The organism is Mucilaginibacter sp. UYCu711 (genome assembly GCF_050433825.1).
Taxonomy (GTDB): Bacteria; Bacteroidota; Bacteroidia; order Sphingobacteriales; family Sphingobacteriaceae; genus Mucilaginibacter.
In genome coordinates this window covers 165,022-180,302 of record NZ_JBNPWM010000004.1, presented here as the reverse complement: position 1 = coordinate 180,302, position 15,281 = coordinate 165,022, and the positions used below count along the sequence as shown (strand labels likewise).

At 38.2% G+C, this 15,281-nt stretch carries 10 protein-coding genes; 3 read left to right on the top strand and 7 right to left on the bottom strand.

The window, feature by feature from the left end; genetic code table 11:
* Positions 1 to 22 precede the first annotated feature (22 nt).
* The 3 genes from ABIB50_RS10205 to ABIB50_RS10195 all read right to left on the bottom strand — a co-directional run bounded on the left by ABIB50_RS10205 (position 23) and on the right by ABIB50_RS10195 (position 5,652).
* Positions 23 to 3,331: a SusC/RagA family TonB-linked outer membrane protein gene (locus ABIB50_RS10205; RefSeq protein ID WP_429379550.1), complete on the bottom strand. Its 3,309-nt coding sequence runs from the start codon at positions 3,329 to 3,331 to the stop codon at positions 23 to 25.
* 709 nt (positions 3,332 to 4,040) lie between these two features.
* A complete protein-coding gene (locus ABIB50_RS10200; RefSeq protein ID WP_429379548.1) occupies positions 4,041 to 5,048 on the bottom strand; it encodes a nucleotidyl transferase AbiEii/AbiGii toxin family protein in 1,008 nt (335 codons plus the stop codon).
* Positions 5,032 to 5,652: a DUF6088 family protein gene (locus ABIB50_RS10195; protein WP_429379546.1), complete on the bottom strand. Its 621-nt coding sequence runs from the start codon at positions 5,650 to 5,652 to the stop codon at positions 5,032 to 5,034. Before ABIB50_RS10195 ends, ABIB50_RS10200 begins: the two co-directional genes overlap by 17 nt.
* Before the next feature lie 650 nt (positions 5,653 to 6,302).
* Between ABIB50_RS10195 and ABIB50_RS10190 the strand changes: the two genes are divergently transcribed.
* Positions 6,303 to 6,530, top strand: a complete 228-nt coding sequence (locus ABIB50_RS10190) for a hypothetical protein (RefSeq protein ID WP_429379544.1) — start codon at positions 6,303 to 6,305, stop codon at positions 6,528 to 6,530.
* Here ABIB50_RS10190 and ABIB50_RS10185 read toward each other — a convergent pair whose 3' ends face one another.
* From ABIB50_RS10185 to ABIB50_RS10175, 3 genes are all read right to left on the bottom strand, one after another.
* Positions 6,531 to 7,712, bottom strand: a complete 1,182-nt coding sequence (locus tag ABIB50_RS10185) for a hypothetical protein (RefSeq protein WP_429379542.1) — start codon at positions 7,710 to 7,712, stop codon at positions 6,531 to 6,533.
* 150 nt (positions 7,713 to 7,862) lie between these two features.
* The gene (locus ABIB50_RS10180; protein WP_429379540.1) at positions 7,863 to 8,483 is read right to left on the bottom strand and encodes a Crp/Fnr family transcriptional regulator; all 621 of its coding nucleotides are present in this window, start codon (positions 8,481 to 8,483) and stop codon (positions 7,863 to 7,865) included.
* A gap of 45 nt (positions 8,484 to 8,528) precedes the next feature.
* Positions 8,529 to 9,704 (bottom strand): hypothetical protein, encoded by a 1,176-nt coding sequence (locus ABIB50_RS10175; RefSeq protein ID WP_429379538.1) that lies wholly within the window; start codon positions 9,702 to 9,704, stop codon positions 8,529 to 8,531.
* Positions 9,705 to 10,043: 339 nt separating this feature from the next.
* Between ABIB50_RS10175 and ABIB50_RS10170 the strand changes: the two genes are divergently transcribed.
* Both ABIB50_RS10170 and ABIB50_RS10165 read left to right on the top strand, forming a co-directional pair.
* Positions 10,044 to 11,117 (top strand): sensor histidine kinase, encoded by a 1,074-nt coding sequence (locus ABIB50_RS10170; RefSeq protein WP_429379536.1) that lies wholly within the window; start codon positions 10,044 to 10,046, stop codon positions 11,115 to 11,117.
* Positions 11,114 to 11,848, top strand: a complete 735-nt coding sequence (locus ABIB50_RS10165) for a LytR/AlgR family response regulator transcription factor (protein ID WP_429379534.1) — start codon at positions 11,114 to 11,116, stop codon at positions 11,846 to 11,848. The genes ABIB50_RS10170 and ABIB50_RS10165 overlap by 4 nt, the downstream gene beginning before the upstream one ends.
* 1 nt (position 11,849) lies before the next feature.
* Here ABIB50_RS10165 and ABIB50_RS10160 read toward each other — a convergent pair whose 3' ends face one another.
* Complete coding sequence (locus ABIB50_RS10160; RefSeq protein ID WP_429379533.1) at positions 11,850 to 14,894, bottom strand: thiopeptide-type bacteriocin biosynthesis protein; 3,045 nt, start codon at positions 14,892 to 14,894, stop codon at positions 11,850 to 11,852.
* Between the last annotated feature and the right edge of the window lie 387 nt (positions 14,895 to 15,281).

The window sequence follows — 15,281 nt, the reverse complement described above, 5'->3', positions numbered from 1 at the left end:
TCTATTCTTTTAAATTTTCTAATTAGAAGCCTATGTTTAAACCGAGAGAGTAGCTTTTTAATATCGGGTAATTGTAACCATCGCCGGTAGTAGTACCAGCATTCAGATCCTGATCTGTAGGTACGGCGTTCTCTACGTCGATAGTATTTTTAACAATTTTATACATCGGTGAATAAGTGAACAGGTTTTCGCCAGAGAAGAATATTTTGGCGCTGCGCATACCTACACGGTTTACCAATTTTGTTGGTAACGTATATCCAACCTGGATATTTTTCATCCTAACGTAAGCAACATTTTGTAAGTATCGGGTTTGTGCCACGCCCAATGTACGGTTGGTATTGCTTGAAGCTGCCCTTGACATTGTTCTTGGGAAATAAGCGTCAGTATTGTCTGGTGTCCACATATTACCCACTTGAAATTTGGGAATGTTATTATATGGCCTGTTATACTGCCCCCAGAACATTTCTGTCTCGGTACTTGGATACCATTGCTGTTTGCCAACTCCCTGGAAGAAGGTAGAGAAAGAAAAATTATGCCAGTTTGCACCCAGATTAACACCATAAGTATATCTTGGGGCAGAATTCCCAATTATTCTCCTGTCGCCGGACTTGCCTACTTTGTTTTCACCCCTGTTAATGAACCCGTCGCCATTCAGATCTTTTAATTTAATATCGCCCGGGAACCATAAGCCTGAAGGTGATGCACGCATTTCCGGATCTTGCTTGGCATGCGATGCGATATCGGCAGCATCTTTAAAGAAACCCTCTGTTTCGTAACCCCATATCTCGCCTAAAGTCTGTCCTTCGTAATAATCGCTTATCAGTTTATCAGGGTTTTTGTATTTATCAATTTTAGTAATATTATCAGCCAAAGTAAGCCTTACATTGTAGCTAAATGGCTTGGCACTGTCGCCAATTTTATCGCTCCAGGTTACTGATGCCTCCCATCCACGGGTAGTTAGGTCGGCATAATTGCCCTTTGGTGTGGCAGAACCAAATACCGCCGGAGGTGTTAAACCTAAGGTAAACATATTGGTAGTTTTACGACGATATACATCACCGCTAAAGCTTAACTTTCCTTGAAGCATAGTTATATCCAAACCCAGGTCAGCGGTTGTTGACGTTTCCCACGTTAAACCGTCGGGCAATACATTAGGGTTACGCGTAGTTTGCGGCTTTGAACCATTTAAAATCACGCCAGATTGGCTAAGGTTGAAAGCTTCCTGGAAAGCGTATGAAGCAATATTACCGTTACCTAATGAACCGTAAGAACCACGTACTTTTAGGTCAGAGATTAACTTATCTGATACATGCCAGAACGGTTCGTTATTTACTCTCCAACCTGCAGATACAGACGGGAAAAGACCGTAACGTTGGTTTGACGGGAATTTTGATGAACCATCATAACGAGCGTTAACCTCTACCAAATAACGATCCTTAAACGAGTAGTTTAACCTTGAGAAACCGCCTAAAATAGCCCACTGCTCATAACCACCTCCGGTAGTAATTGCCTGGCCAAGCGCTAAGTTTAAGTCGGTAGCGTCTTCAAAAATCAGGCCGTTACGTTGTACCGCCAACCTGTTATAGGTTGATTGCTCATAGTTGTAACCAACCATAGCTTTAAGGTAATGGTCCTTACCAAAACGATTTTCAAACTCAGAATAAATATTGGTTGCCAGGTATTTCGTCTCGCGATAGTCGAACGCCAGGTCGTTGGTAGTAGTACCCACGTAAGCGATAACACCTTTTGTACTGCTATAAGGTACCTGAACGCGTCTTTGCTCTTTATTGTTGTCTGTATTACGGAAAGTGAAATCGGCATTCACACGTAATTTATTGTTAAAGAAATTACTTCTTAAGCCAGTGATATTTCTGAACACCTCTTTATGGGTATCAATACCGTTTTTGCCATAGATAAAATCGCCCACGTTATAAGCAGCAGAGAAAGTTAATGTACCGTCCGGGTTAAATATCGGCATGGTAGGGTGGCCTTCATCCGCAATATTTCTCCAGATACCACCACCTTCGCCCACGTTTATTGGGTTGTGGTAGTCCATTGTTGAATAATCAGCATTGTTTTCAACACTTAACCAGGGGAATACTTGTATAGAACCACGTGCACGCAGGTTTTTTAAATTGTAATCATCGCTGTTGTATCTAAACAAACCTGCCTGATCTGTTTGGTGGGCCGAAACCAGGAAAGTTGCCTTATCGCTGCCACCACTTACCGAAACGTTATTGTCAAACGCCCTGGTATTGTCTTTATATAAATACGAATAATAATCGGTGCTGCCATAGTAAGTGTACACGCCGGTGGTAGGGTTCACATCAATAGTGCTGTATGGCTGGCCTGATTCTGCTCTCCTTTTAAACTCATCAAGATAAGCTTGCGAGAATACTTGTGTTTTGTTAGCAGCCTGAGGGAAAGCGCCGTCACCGTTAACAAATGCCGCGGCAAACATCTTGGCCCACGTGTAACCATCGGTTACAAAGTCAGGCCTGGTTACCGGCGACTTGACAGCATAATTACTGGAATACGAAACACTGGTACGTCCTTTTTCACCTTTTTTGGTAGTGATCAATACCACACCAAACACCCCTCTTGCACCATAAATAGCGGCAGAGGCGGCATCTTTAAGAATAGATATAGTTTCGATATCATTGGGATTAAGCAAACTCGGGTCGCCTTCAAAACCGTCAACAAGCACAAGTGCGTTACCGCCCTGGCCAATAGATGTGGTACCCCTGATGTTATAGGCAGGAGATTGTGTTGGCTTACCGTCACCCATTTTAAGGTTTAAGTTAGGCAGCAAGCCCTGTAATCCTTGTGAAAGATTGGTGATAGGTCTGTTCTCAATGCTTTTAGAAGAAACCTGATCAACAGCGCCGGTAGCATTAGCCCGTTTTTGCGTACCGTAACCTACTACGATAACCTCATTCAAAGACCCTGTTTCACCTTTTAAGGTTATGTTTAAAGGTGAATTTTCACCGGCTTTCACAACAACTTTGTTTAAAGTTACAGTAGCATATGAAACATATGTTACTGTAACATCATACGTACCAACGGCAGCTTTTATGCTAAAGCTACCATCAACCGCACTCATAACCGATTGGTTAAGTCCTTTGATAGTTATAGTAGCTCCGGGAAGAGGTTCGCCTTTTTCATCGACTACCTTTCCGCTTATCGTTCCGGATTCCTGTTTATTAACCATGTAGGCATAATTGCCCGGCCTTTCGGTTGCAATAGCCTGCACCGAAATTACATTTGCGCACAGAAACGCAGATGAAGCGCAAACCATTACCTTGAGCCTGGATAGTAAAGTTTTTTTCATTTTAATAGAAATTAGTTAGGGTTAGTTTCGTTAATGTTTTTAACTGCATAGAATGGGGGCAAAGCTATTTGTAACATGTAAAGCCTATGTTAACCCATTTTTATTTCTATGCTTTAATGGCAAATATTATGAGGCACATGGTCTGGAATCGTGTACAATTCACACAGTTTCTTTAAAGCGGATAAATATTGAAGGAAAGAGGGTGCGAAACCAGTACCGGAGCTGCCTTAAAAACAGGAAGCCAGCATTACGAAGGCGACAAGAAGGGTTGACACTAAGTCGTTTTAAAACAAATGTATAGGCACAAAAAAACCTCTTAGCTTACACTAAGAGGTTTCTTCAATTGTGGTATCAGCTGGGATCGAACCAGCGACACAAGGATTTTCAGTCGTTTGATCTACCTTTATAGTAGGCTTTGAATCAGGTAATTATAAATCGATTTTTCAAATTCACAATTAATTCATAACAAATATGAAAAAAATATTCCGTAAAAACAATTTTAAAAAATCTCTAACAATTACGGACGATTTTGAAATCTCAGGCAATGCCTTAAAAAAGCCTCTCGTACAATGAAAAGTGTGATTAAATTAGACAAAAACTTGAATGTTTTATACATGGATGTCAGGATTTGATCGAGCACGGTGTAGATGCTAATACTGGAAAAAATATTATAAGATTTATTTCGATCAGAAAAGTTAAATATAAGGTGCTAAGCCAACTTTATACGATCTAACAAATTGTTTAACCGGGCTATAACATCTACAAAGTCCTTCGTATGCTCATCATAAATCATCTGTTCGCGCATTAGTGAATAATCCTGTTCAAATGCTTGTAAAATACTAGTCGGTGGTATGAAATTCAAAGTTTTCAGCTGGTGCGTATTGTAATCAACACCTGCTTTAAAGATCAGGTGCCTGCGGTGCTCTACGATGGAATCATAATAGGCACGATCTGCTAAGGCCGCCTCCGCATGTTCGGTATCCATGATCCGCTCTAGGTCATACAAGTGCCGGGACATCCTTTCGTAAATAATACGATCAACCGGCCGCAAAAATTCCTCGTGCAATAAAAATATTTTTTCTAAAAAGGTTCGTTTAGGCTCTACTGTAGCTACGGGGAAACTTTCACCCGACCATGGGAAACCAGGCATATATTCGCCTAATAAAGACGATATAGGACGCTCTACTGCTGGTTCGTTCAAGGAACGGGCACTTACCTCTAATTTTACGCTATCCGCGATATAAGGCAGCGGGTCAAGCAAAGAGCGGTAAGCGATACGCAAAGTTTGCGGATCAGTATCAGGAATAGTAGGGTTGACGGGGTCTGCTGTTACTGTTACAGCACCGTCAGGTACACCCAAATTTGCTAATTCTTTTTCCAGTGCTGCTTTTAAGGCGGTTGAAGTAAAATCACAGGCCACACGCTTCAATTTTTTCACTGCATTTTTGCTCAGATCTTCTTCAAACCCTAAGAAACTTCTTTCGATAGCTAAGTCGATATCTTCCGAAAAGCGCTCGATCAAGTGCCAGCCTTTACTTAGCGATGTGCCGCCTTTGAAGGATAAATGTGGTGCAAACTCGCTTTGAAATACGGCCTTCAATGCGAGCGTTACCCACCAATCTTTTTCAATCACTTTAGTAGACATCCCGCTTTTATTAGCGGCTTGCTGTATAGAGATCAGCCGGTCTTCGTCTGACAAACTAAGCCACTCGACCATTTAGGGGATATTTTAATAGTTTAACAATAAAGTCATTGATACGTGCTGGGGCAAGTTTAAGATCATAATATAGATTATCCATGGTTTCTTGGTTCAAAAGTTGTTTAATGCGTTCTTCCATATTAGGGGTAATCTGGCTAATATTCATTTCTTCCAGCCCCTGAATCAATAAACTGCTGATTGGCCCTTTCATGCCGAATTTTTTGGGGCTAACGGGCTTGAACTTAACACCACCTTTCCCGATCGTGATCTGCCTGGCCTGTCCGTCTGTAATATAAACCAATCGCGCCGGTACTTGTGTGGATAATCCTAATTTATTTAAGGCGTAAGCGCCTGCCGGTTTGATACGCATATGTTCATTCGCGGCTACAGCGTTAGCAACTTCTTCCATCGATGGATATAGCTTGCCAAAAGTGGGGTGTATATTTGGCAGGAAATAAATGCCATGAGCCAGCCTTTCGATTCTGCCTTCTTTGGTTAATCTCGATAAAGCCTGCCTGATCGCATCATCCGTACCCAGACCGCGAAAGTCCGTGGGGAATACGATAACACCCGGTTGAAAGTCTTTTATTTGACTTGATATTTCCTGATGAATAGAATTCATGTCACAAAATTATATAAAAATGTGACAAAATATTAATGTGACGTAATAAATTTTAGTATCACTGTATAGAATTATTAATAATGGAGTACAAAAACTTAAGTGTTTACGTCCCAAATTTCGTTGTATAGTGGCTTATTTGAACAGGGCCGAAAGGTAATGTTATGGTCTTATTTTCTTTCAGAAAAGAAAACGTAGGTTGATTTTCTTTAGGGGTGATATGACTGTAGTTGAAGTCATATCACCCTTACTCAAATAGAGACAGCGCATAACTATCCTATTAAATAGTCTTTATTTTAAAAAATCCGGGATGAAGTGCTATTAAGATTTGCGTTTATTCAGCTTCTTTGTCACTGGACTCTGCTGATTGGAGCCATAGACTTTTTCATTTCAACTGCTTCAACAGTAATACCTTCTTTTTGACTTAGTATAGAACTCATGCGGTAGCTTCGATAAAAATGCTTTCAACTTTCGTTCATCTGGTTTTCATAATATGGTATTTAAATAATAAACATTTTTAGCTGTAACAACAGCCGACTGTATTAGGCATCATAACGTTTAATTCACCTTTGGGGAAATATATTTTTAATTTTTAACTTGACAAATGCTTTATACCTCGTATTTTGTTGTAATTAAAATTAAACGATTGAGGTATGGTAGAACTGATTGCCTTAAAATGTCCATTTTCTCAGTTAGGTATGGGAAATGCATTTATTGAACAATCCGAACGACTGGGTATTGGTACATTAGAAGATGTAATGTCATTGAATTTAAACCAATTAAAGCGACAGAAAGAATTTACATATCTTTGGTACCATGATTTGCTTAATCTCCTTAAAAAGCACGATCTCCTTCTTCTGTTTCAGGAAAAAAATATTTAATTAGCTATAATTGGAAAGATTATAGTTTGTATTTAGCCAGTTTAACATCCCTATGATCTGCTTTTTAAGTTTTTGCGCGGTAGCGAATTCGACATCCGTAGACTTTTTTTGTAAACTTTGCGGTGAAATGAACAACGCATTATTTGTGTAAAAATGAGTCGCAAAAAAAATAAATATTTCGCCGACATGCTCTTTGAGCAACAGCCCCATCTCAATTTGCAAACGGATAAATAGCCCTAATTGCGACACCGGTAAATTCACTAAAAAACGTTTTCCGGACTTTAGTTTTTCACTATCCTCAATAACTTGCCTTCTTATTTTGGTTAATTGAGCAACGATCTCCTGTTTTTCATTTAAAAATTGCTTCATTTCTTTAATTAATGGAATTGGAACTCCTGGCATCCGCAAGCCTTTTTGAGTCTTCAATTTCAATATCCGGTCTTTTTCCCTCAATAACATCTCACTTTGTTCATGCAGGCCGGGTATCTCAACCAATCTTTCTTCCCAGGTATTCAGACAGTAAAGGAAAAAATCAGGAATGTTAAAATCATTCGCTAACAGGAGATCGATCATTGAGGGTGAATTTTCCGGCTTTGTCCGAATTATTAAAGAACACAGGCTCGTGATGTATTCAACGTCTGAATTTGTTATACCCTTTTTGCCAATTAAGTAATTAAACCCCCTATCTAGAATTTCCTGTAACTGGTGATCTATGCTGGTACCACTTATATTCTGAAGCATATTGTTATACAGATATTTTAGATTCCCTATAACATCGGGCATATTTGAGGCCGTGATTTTTATTTTTTTACTTTCCTGAGGAAATGATTTCTCTAATCCACTAACCAGTTCATCAAGAAGATTTCGCGAAAATTTATAATGCTTTTTTATTTCGTTGGCTTGCGGGTGATGCTTCAAAATATTAAAACCTTTAAATAAATAAGAGGATACGATGTTACTCAAACTAACTAATTGGTTAAACAATTTTGTTACTGAGCATTCATTTATACCATTATCTTTTACAGAAGAAAAATAAATTAAGATTTTTAGGGCCTCGACTTCCTTTAGGATAAAGTGGTCCCATTTATTAAATTCCTCCGCCGGGATTTGTTTTGTAATCAGTTTTTGGGGAGATATTGAATCGCACACAAAAACTTGCAATTGTTCGGAAATTAAATTCATACTGACTCCAATACTTTTTCATTTGTGTTTAATTAGCTTCGTGAAAGGTTATTATTACAAATAATAAAATCGGCAAATGCAGATTCCTAATAAATGTTCGCGGAAATGCAATTTGCCTTAATATCTGGCCCATATGTTGTATATTGGTGGTTAATGGTGGATTTTGAGTGATCCATCATGGAGAAGCCTATTTCGCAGACTTCTTAGTGTTCCTTCCGATATTAATAAATAGGAAGCGCTGTCAGCATCTCTCAAAACTTTGCCTGGCTCCAAAAGCTCCGTATATATCTTGTAAAAATCCCTCACCAACTTGATACCAAATTCGTTTAACATTTGAATCCTTTTTATTTCCTTGCTTTTTTTTGCACTAATGACCATCATTGAGAGTTCTTCTACCTCAGGAAATTTTCGGTAGATATCTTTTATCTCGCTGTGTGTAACACTAAGCAAATAGGCATTTGCACAAGCCATCAGGAAATATTCACTCGGCCCTTGAAGCGTAAAACTTTCCCCTACGACAATTTCATTTGACTGAAAAATGTTTAATAATTGTTTTTCACCCTGATCTGTAAAAGTATAAGTAAGCGCAGTCCCACTGGATAAAAAATATACCTTTCTGGTGACATCTCCTTGTTTGCACAAAATAATATCCTTTGAGCAGTATTTACGCTCGATAATTCTTTCTTCAAAGTCATAGAAAGCCGCTTTTTGTGGCTTGTAAGCTTCCAATACCTTTAAAAGCCATATCAAAATTATATCACGGGTTTTCATAGGGTCTATTTTTAAAAACTATTTTCATCTTTACAACCCGAATTGCTAAGTTGGAAAATACAACTTATTGATTTTTGACACCATATTCAATAAAAGCTCCCTTATATAATAGGCTGTAAACTGATCGCTGCTATAATAAAGCTTATTCATGCTGCCATAAGAAATATGCGCCTGCTTTTTCGTCATAAAATGATTGGAGAAAAAACGTAATACACCGGCGATACTTTTCATGGCAAAAACGCCTTCTTCGTATAGTAATCTGATTAAAAAAACCAGTTGAGCAACGGTTACCTTGAGTTCCATTTTTAAAAATTTACCATTAGTCCCAACGATGTGGTCATGAAGGTCGTTTTTAGTATATTCAATCAGCCAACCCTCCAGCTGGATATTTATCGGCGCAATCAAAGGATCGAAGCCCGTTGTGATGATCACGGGCAAGCTTTTAAGGATTAGCAGCTCGTCCTTGACGAGCTTTCCAATTTCTAACGGCTTTGACGCGCTGCTTTTGCTAACTATCTTTTCCTGGTACCACTGGCTGAAGCCGAAATGATTAAAATTCAAATAAAACAATGCTTCAACGACAGCGTAGGTCAGATCACGCTTATCTCTAAAATCCATTACTTCCTTTAAGGTTTCTGTAAATAGCATTTGGTATTCGGAAACTCTATAATTTAAGGGCGAATTTGAACTGTCATATAAAATATTGTGTAGATAATCTAATAAACAAGCCTTCAATCCCGAATCAATCTCAGCGTCTGTAAATAGGGCACTTAATTCCTCCGCCGCGTCGCCTAATTGTTTTTTTATAAGAGGAATAGCAGCTTCGGGTAATTTTCCATTAGGATTTATATAGGTATGAAAATATTGAATTAGAAAATCTTTCAATTCTAATAAATCACTTAATAAAATTGATAATATCTCCGGTAATAAATCTTTTTTTTTCAGTCTGCCTATTAAATCAGCTGATTGAATATTATAAAATATGTAATCGCTCAGTTTTAACAAAGTTTCTTGTTCGAACCAGACATACCGCTTTAGTACATGGTCCTTATTCTGACTAAACAGCAGACTGGTCCAGGCATCTTTTATGCGTTGACATTCGTCATGAATATCATTTTTTAAATTCTCATTAGCGTCAACATGCCGCAAAAAATCTTTCTGCGGCATGTTAAAAATTGACTCAGCAATTTTACGCAATACTTTCAACTCGTCTTTTAGCATGGCTAAACGCAATTAAGTTGTATTACAATAATGACCCGGCCTAATTTATTGAGTCTGTTTCGCCAAATGTGTTTGACCACTTACGGTCGTTAAAATTGTAATAACGGTATTGGTTGGATCCGTTTCGCCAACAGTGGGCTGGGTGTCATAACCATTTGACAAACCTCTATAGCTATGTATAGTATTTGTCTTCCTCTTAAAATTTTTTACTTGTACGTGTTTCATAATGGTAACTTTTTACCGAAATTATCAGTACAATAAGACGGATGCAACATTGTTACACGGACAACAAGTTAGTCCCGACATATAACCGAGCATGACATTTCTATTACAATCAAAATGGATTATTTAAACAAAATCAATTTAAAAACTATCAGAAGCCATATTTTAGGATGGCTTGCCTTTATTTGTTACGAGGTCAGTTTTATAAAACTAACTGGCGGCAGTTCATTTCCCAAAGTAGATTATGTTTGTTATTACACACTCAATATTCTCCTGTTTTATATCCATGCACATGTTGTTTTAAAATATGCTTTAGATTCAGCGAAAACCTATATTTTACTTCCGGGGCTCGTGATTTTTGAGCTTGCGATCTATTTAATAGTGAAATATATATTGGATTATTTTTTGGCAGGCGTTCATTTTTCTTTTTTTTTCCAGCTTACTTATGTGCAGAAATTTGTTATACTAAATGCCTATCGGGGGGTATATTTTATAGCGTTTAGCAGTATGTACTGGGCCATCTTGAGAATGATCAAGTTTCGCGATCAAGCGTTTGAGGCACAGCAGATTCAATTGAATACGTTGATTGAAAACGCAAGACTTGAAAAAAACCTGGCCGAAGCGGAAAGCGCTTATCTTCAACAACAAATCAATCCTCATTTTTTATACAATATTCTCACGTTTATCCATGATACCTATTATAAATATTCTAAGGAGGCTTCGCAATGCATCCTTTTACTTGTTGATATTATGCGATATTCATTTGAAAGCGTGGGCCCTGATGGCAAAGCCAATCTTACAGATGAGATCGCACAACTGGAGCATCTGATAGCACTTAACCAGGTGCAGTTTGATTACGAACTCAGTATGGATTTTCATGTAGATGGGATTTTGGAAAATAATACTATTATACCACTCGTTCTGCTGACCCTGACCGAAAATATTTTCAAACATGGCTATCTCAAAAATAATAAGCAACCCGCAAGGATACATATAGAGGTTGATGAGGACCATGTTCTGCATTATACTAGCTGGAATTTGAAAAGCAAAGCGCCGACCAGAAAACGTGCTCGTTCGGTCGGAATAAAAAATATAATTAAACGTTTAGATCATACGTATAAAGATAAATACTCGCTTCAGATCAATCAGGATGAAGCAATTTTTGAGGTGGATTTGATGATACAGCTATGAGTTTAAAATGTTATGTTGTTGACGACCAGTACCATTCGGTCGAAATACTGGTGGAATATATTACGAGTACAGAAGGTTTGGAACTGCATGGATATTCTACCGACCCGGTAAAGGCTCTTGATGAAGTTACTTCTGATAGTCCTCCTGACGTTACTTTCCTCGATATAGAGATGCCTGAATTATCCGGGATGGATTTTGCAGGCCTGGCAAATCTTCATACGACCATTGTTTTTACGACTTCATTTCAGGAATTTGCCGTTGAAGCTTTTGAAAAAGAAGCCTTCGATTTTCTTTTAAAACCGATCAGCTATGCACGGTTCAGAAAATGCATTCAAAAAATACGCAAACGTGAAGCTATTATAAAGCCGGAAAAAGATAAAATAAGCGAATACTTTTTTGTTAAGTCAGACACCAGGGGGAAAAGCGTTAAAGTCGTGATTAAAGACATCCTGTATGTTGAAGGAGCTCAAAACTATGTTAAGATCCATTTTCAACACGGGAATGATATCATGCCTTACCTTACGATCAATGAAATTGAACAATCTTTGCCTCCGGAACAATTTTCACGCATCCATCAGTCTTTTATTATCAATAACTCGAAAATCAAATCTGTTGAACATTCACGGGTGACCATGGAAGATGATACGCAATTAAATTTAGGTCGTTATTATAAAGAGGCCTTCTTAGCGAAAATGAATGAATTGTTACTCAGATCCCGAAGAAAATATTAACTCATTTAGCGACGATAGCCTTCAGCGATAAACTATACTTGTAAACACAATAATAAACGATCAATTCCTGATTTCTTTGACGGTCAATAAATATCCGGTTTAAATGCATGTGGATCATATCTGCTAGTAGTTGTCTTTTTCTTTCTAAGGAAAATTTATTAGCATATATTACTATCGCCTGCGCTTGGGTATCAAAATTTTGCTGATAGCTTTCCAAATTGGTCCTTCTATAAAAACGCGGGTCGTTTAAAAGTTGATTAATTTTCTGTTTCAGTTCCCGATATTTTTGATCGAGATCTATTTTTAAAGTTTTATCGCCAGCAAATTCCTTGTAAAAAATATCAGTCATCGTTTCCAAAAAAGAAAAACGCTCGTTAATATCTGGGAAAAAGGCATTCGTAAGATAGAAAACCGACTTGAACGCAAGGCTATGATATGGATATGGAAAGGATTTAAGAGTAGACCGTTTGATATAATGTATTACCAGGGCGCTGTCTGCATAAAAAAAGTCTTCCATGAATTTTATAATATCCGCACCATATCTTTCTACCTCCCGGCGATAAGTATCTGCCTGATATTCTCTTATCAGATTGTATTTCACTTTCCCTTCGAGCTTGGCTTTCAATCTGACCAATATTTCTTTCAAAATATCCCCCTCTATTTGTATGCGTAGCCGGACATGGTAGGCTGAATCACGATAACGGACGAAAAACCAGGATTTCAACACATCCGCCCCAAAGTGATTCAATATGGGCATGATTACCCGGCACAACAAATCATTTGCCATTCCTGGATGGCAATAAAGTTTCAGATAAAGCCATTTACTTCCGATGATATAATCCTTTTTTGTTGCCGTCCTTTTTTTTTTATCCGTTTTATTTATGGCTTGATAAATTTGTTTATCTTGATATAATAAGGCGATAAATTGATTGATCAGGGGTCGTTGGGGAGCTGAGTATACCGGTCCCTTTTCGGGAAGGAAGACTTCATGAAGGGTAATATGCTTTGTGTTTTTTAAATTGTCGAGTAGAAATCTGACTTCTTCGGACTTATTGAGATTGAAGACCAGTTGCTGGTCACCATTGCTTAATCCAATTACATCCGGCAGTTTCAAACGCTCTCTTAAACCCTTGAACTCTTTTAGCGCCAAATCGAATGGCACTGCACTCAGCCTTTGACGTTCATTTTTGCCCAAATTCCATTTAGCTGCACTTAATATCGTGTTGCCGTAAATTACCCTGGGATAACTTTCCATTCCGGGGAACAATACTTCTAAATCCAATGTAAAATTACTACGTATCCCCTGAAATTGCATATCTCCCAAAAATTTGAAAACGGCAAGGTCATTAAGATTATAGTTATAAGCGGAAGGTAACCTCGGTACTATAATTTTCTTAAGGCGGGCCGACTCTAATACCACCACCTGGTCGTTGACAATAGATAATAATAAGTCCGCCACGGGAATTTGTCTTTCGAAAGGCAGACCGGAAACAGCGTTTGTGACAATCTCATAATAATAAATGGACGGTCTCCTATTAATATTATCCGTATGACCATCTGATAGATGTCCGATATCTGCGAACACCACATGAGGGTTCGCTATTTGTTCCGCTACAGCTATTTGCCGGGTAGCGTCGCGTATATCTTCGCTCCAAAAACCAAATCTTCCCGCAAGAGCTGTGGCGGTAGCTCCTCCAGCTGATTCTATAAAAATTTGGTCTTGTGCAACCCTAAAAATAACTGAAAGTGACGGAGGAGTTGACAGGGTTCGATCATCTGCCATTTCGGCCATATCCACTTTTGTGAGTTCAATTACATTCGAGCCGCTTGCCATACTTAGCCATCGTTGCAATAGAAATTGCTGGTTTCTTGACCAGGTGATCCTATCTTGATTAGGCTTCTGTTCTTTAAATTTTACTTTTTTTAAAAGATCACTTTCATAGTCCGTGTGGGTTGTTTGTCCGTAACCGATACCAGTTTCCGGGTCAAGGGCCTTTAAAAGCGGGACTTTGCCTTTGTCATAAGTGCGCTTAAACTCACTGATAAATTGCTCTAACGAGGATGGTTGAGTTTCCGGTACTAACTTCACTAAGACATCAAGCGCTTCACGTATGGATTGCTGATGTCGCAGATTTAGGGAACCATCTGCAACACCTCTTTCTAAACCAGTGTAAAAAGTATTTCTAAAACTTTGTTTGCCCGCGTTGACCGCATCATATTTTATTTGTTCACTAATCTTTTTAAGACGTTTAACAGTTGGATGCTGCAAAGCTGATAGTTGGTCTTTAATATTAAAAAAGCTCTTGCGATCAAACAAAGGTTTTAATTCAATACAGGAACGTAACCTGTCCAGGTAGTCATCACCAATAATATTTAGGCCTATATCAGGGACAAGAACCTGTGCGTTGACCAGGAAATGAAAATAATCTTCTGCGGTAGGTTGGTCACTACCTGATATATTGCTCATAAAATCAATGATCAACTTTGCCGCCTTGTATCCATTTCCTAAGAATTTTATCAGCCCTTCAATGATGAAATTATGCTGATACGATTCCAGGTTATAGGAAACTTTAGCATCGGTTTCGTTATAGCTAGTTTTAACAAACCTTAGTTCTCTCGAAATTTTATACAGGGTTGGATTTATAACATAACCGATTGATTCTGCCTCAATCGCTGTAAGATCATTTGAGATTTGAATGTTGATCTGCTGGTCAAAGTTTAAATGTAACTTATGGTTGTTTTTCTCTTGTAAGCGGATTAAATCATTAGTGCCCCAGGGAACCAGGGTAAACGAAGAAAAAGCGCCGAACGGTGTGGGCCGGAAGCACATTCGGTTAAAATACTTTTTTAAGGTGAGGAGCTCTTTTGAAGATAAAGACTCATAGTTTTTAGTGTCAAGGACATCATGAAATTGCGGACTTGCCAAATACAAAGCAAGGCGAAAATGATTGTTTGCTGCAATCTTTGGTAAGTTCGACAGATCAAACTGCTTAAAGCTCAGAGAAGGATTGCGCAAAATGGCCCTATCAAGAAAAATGTAATTCATGTGTAGCAACAATGTTTTATTGAGTCGCTTAGGTGTACGGCCTCAATGGCAGGTAAAATAATTATAGACGGCTAACAGCTGGGGCGTGGCGATTAATTAACCTTCGTCAGTTAAAATTCAATATTCCCAAATATCGGAAAAATTATGTTGCCCTGGATGATTTAAAATAATGAACAAGAGTGTGTTCCGTAGTAAAAAGATAATTACTTCAGGCTGTGAAAAAATAAAGTCTGCCGACAATCGCTGTGGCAGACTTCAACCTAAACCTTATCACAATATAAATGCCGCGGGTTTGCTGCACTTATAAATAATAATCAAATTTAACTCAAAATATCATATTTCCTAATTTTTTAAGAGAAAATGTTGGATAATTCACCAACATTATTA

Excerpts from the sequence above, each read along its gene's own strand:
- ABIB50_RS10205 (WP_429379550.1), bottom strand. The coding sequence starts at position 3,331 with ATGAAAAAAACTTTACTATCCAGGCTCAAGGTAATGGTTTGCGCTTCA.
- ABIB50_RS10200 (WP_429379548.1), bottom strand. The coding sequence starts at position 5,048 with ATGGTCGAGTGGCTTAGTTTGTCAGACGAAGACCGGCTGATCTCTATA.
- ABIB50_RS10195 (WP_429379546.1), bottom strand. The coding sequence starts at position 5,652 with ATGAATTCTATTCATCAGGAAATATCAAGTCAAATAAAAGACTTTCAA.
- ABIB50_RS10190 (WP_429379544.1), top strand. The coding sequence starts at position 6,303 with ATGGTAGAACTGATTGCCTTAAAATGTCCATTTTCTCAGTTAGGTATG.
- ABIB50_RS10185 (WP_429379542.1), bottom strand. The coding sequence starts at position 7,712 with ATGAATTTAATTTCCGAACAATTGCAAGTTTTTGTGTGCGATTCAATA.
- ABIB50_RS10180 (WP_429379540.1), bottom strand. The coding sequence starts at position 8,483 with ATGAAAACCCGTGATATAATTTTGATATGGCTTTTAAAGGTATTGGAA.
- ABIB50_RS10175 (WP_429379538.1), bottom strand. The coding sequence starts at position 9,704 with ATGCTAAAAGACGAGTTGAAAGTATTGCGTAAAATTGCTGAGTCAATT.
- ABIB50_RS10170 (WP_429379536.1), top strand. The coding sequence starts at position 10,044 with ATGGATTATTTAAACAAAATCAATTTAAAAACTATCAGAAGCCATATT.
- ABIB50_RS10165 (WP_429379534.1), top strand. The coding sequence starts at position 11,114 with ATGAGTTTAAAATGTTATGTTGTTGACGACCAGTACCATTCGGTCGAA.
- ABIB50_RS10160 (WP_429379533.1), bottom strand. The coding sequence starts at position 14,894 with ATGAATTACATTTTTCTTGATAGGGCCATTTTGCGCAATCCTTCTCTG.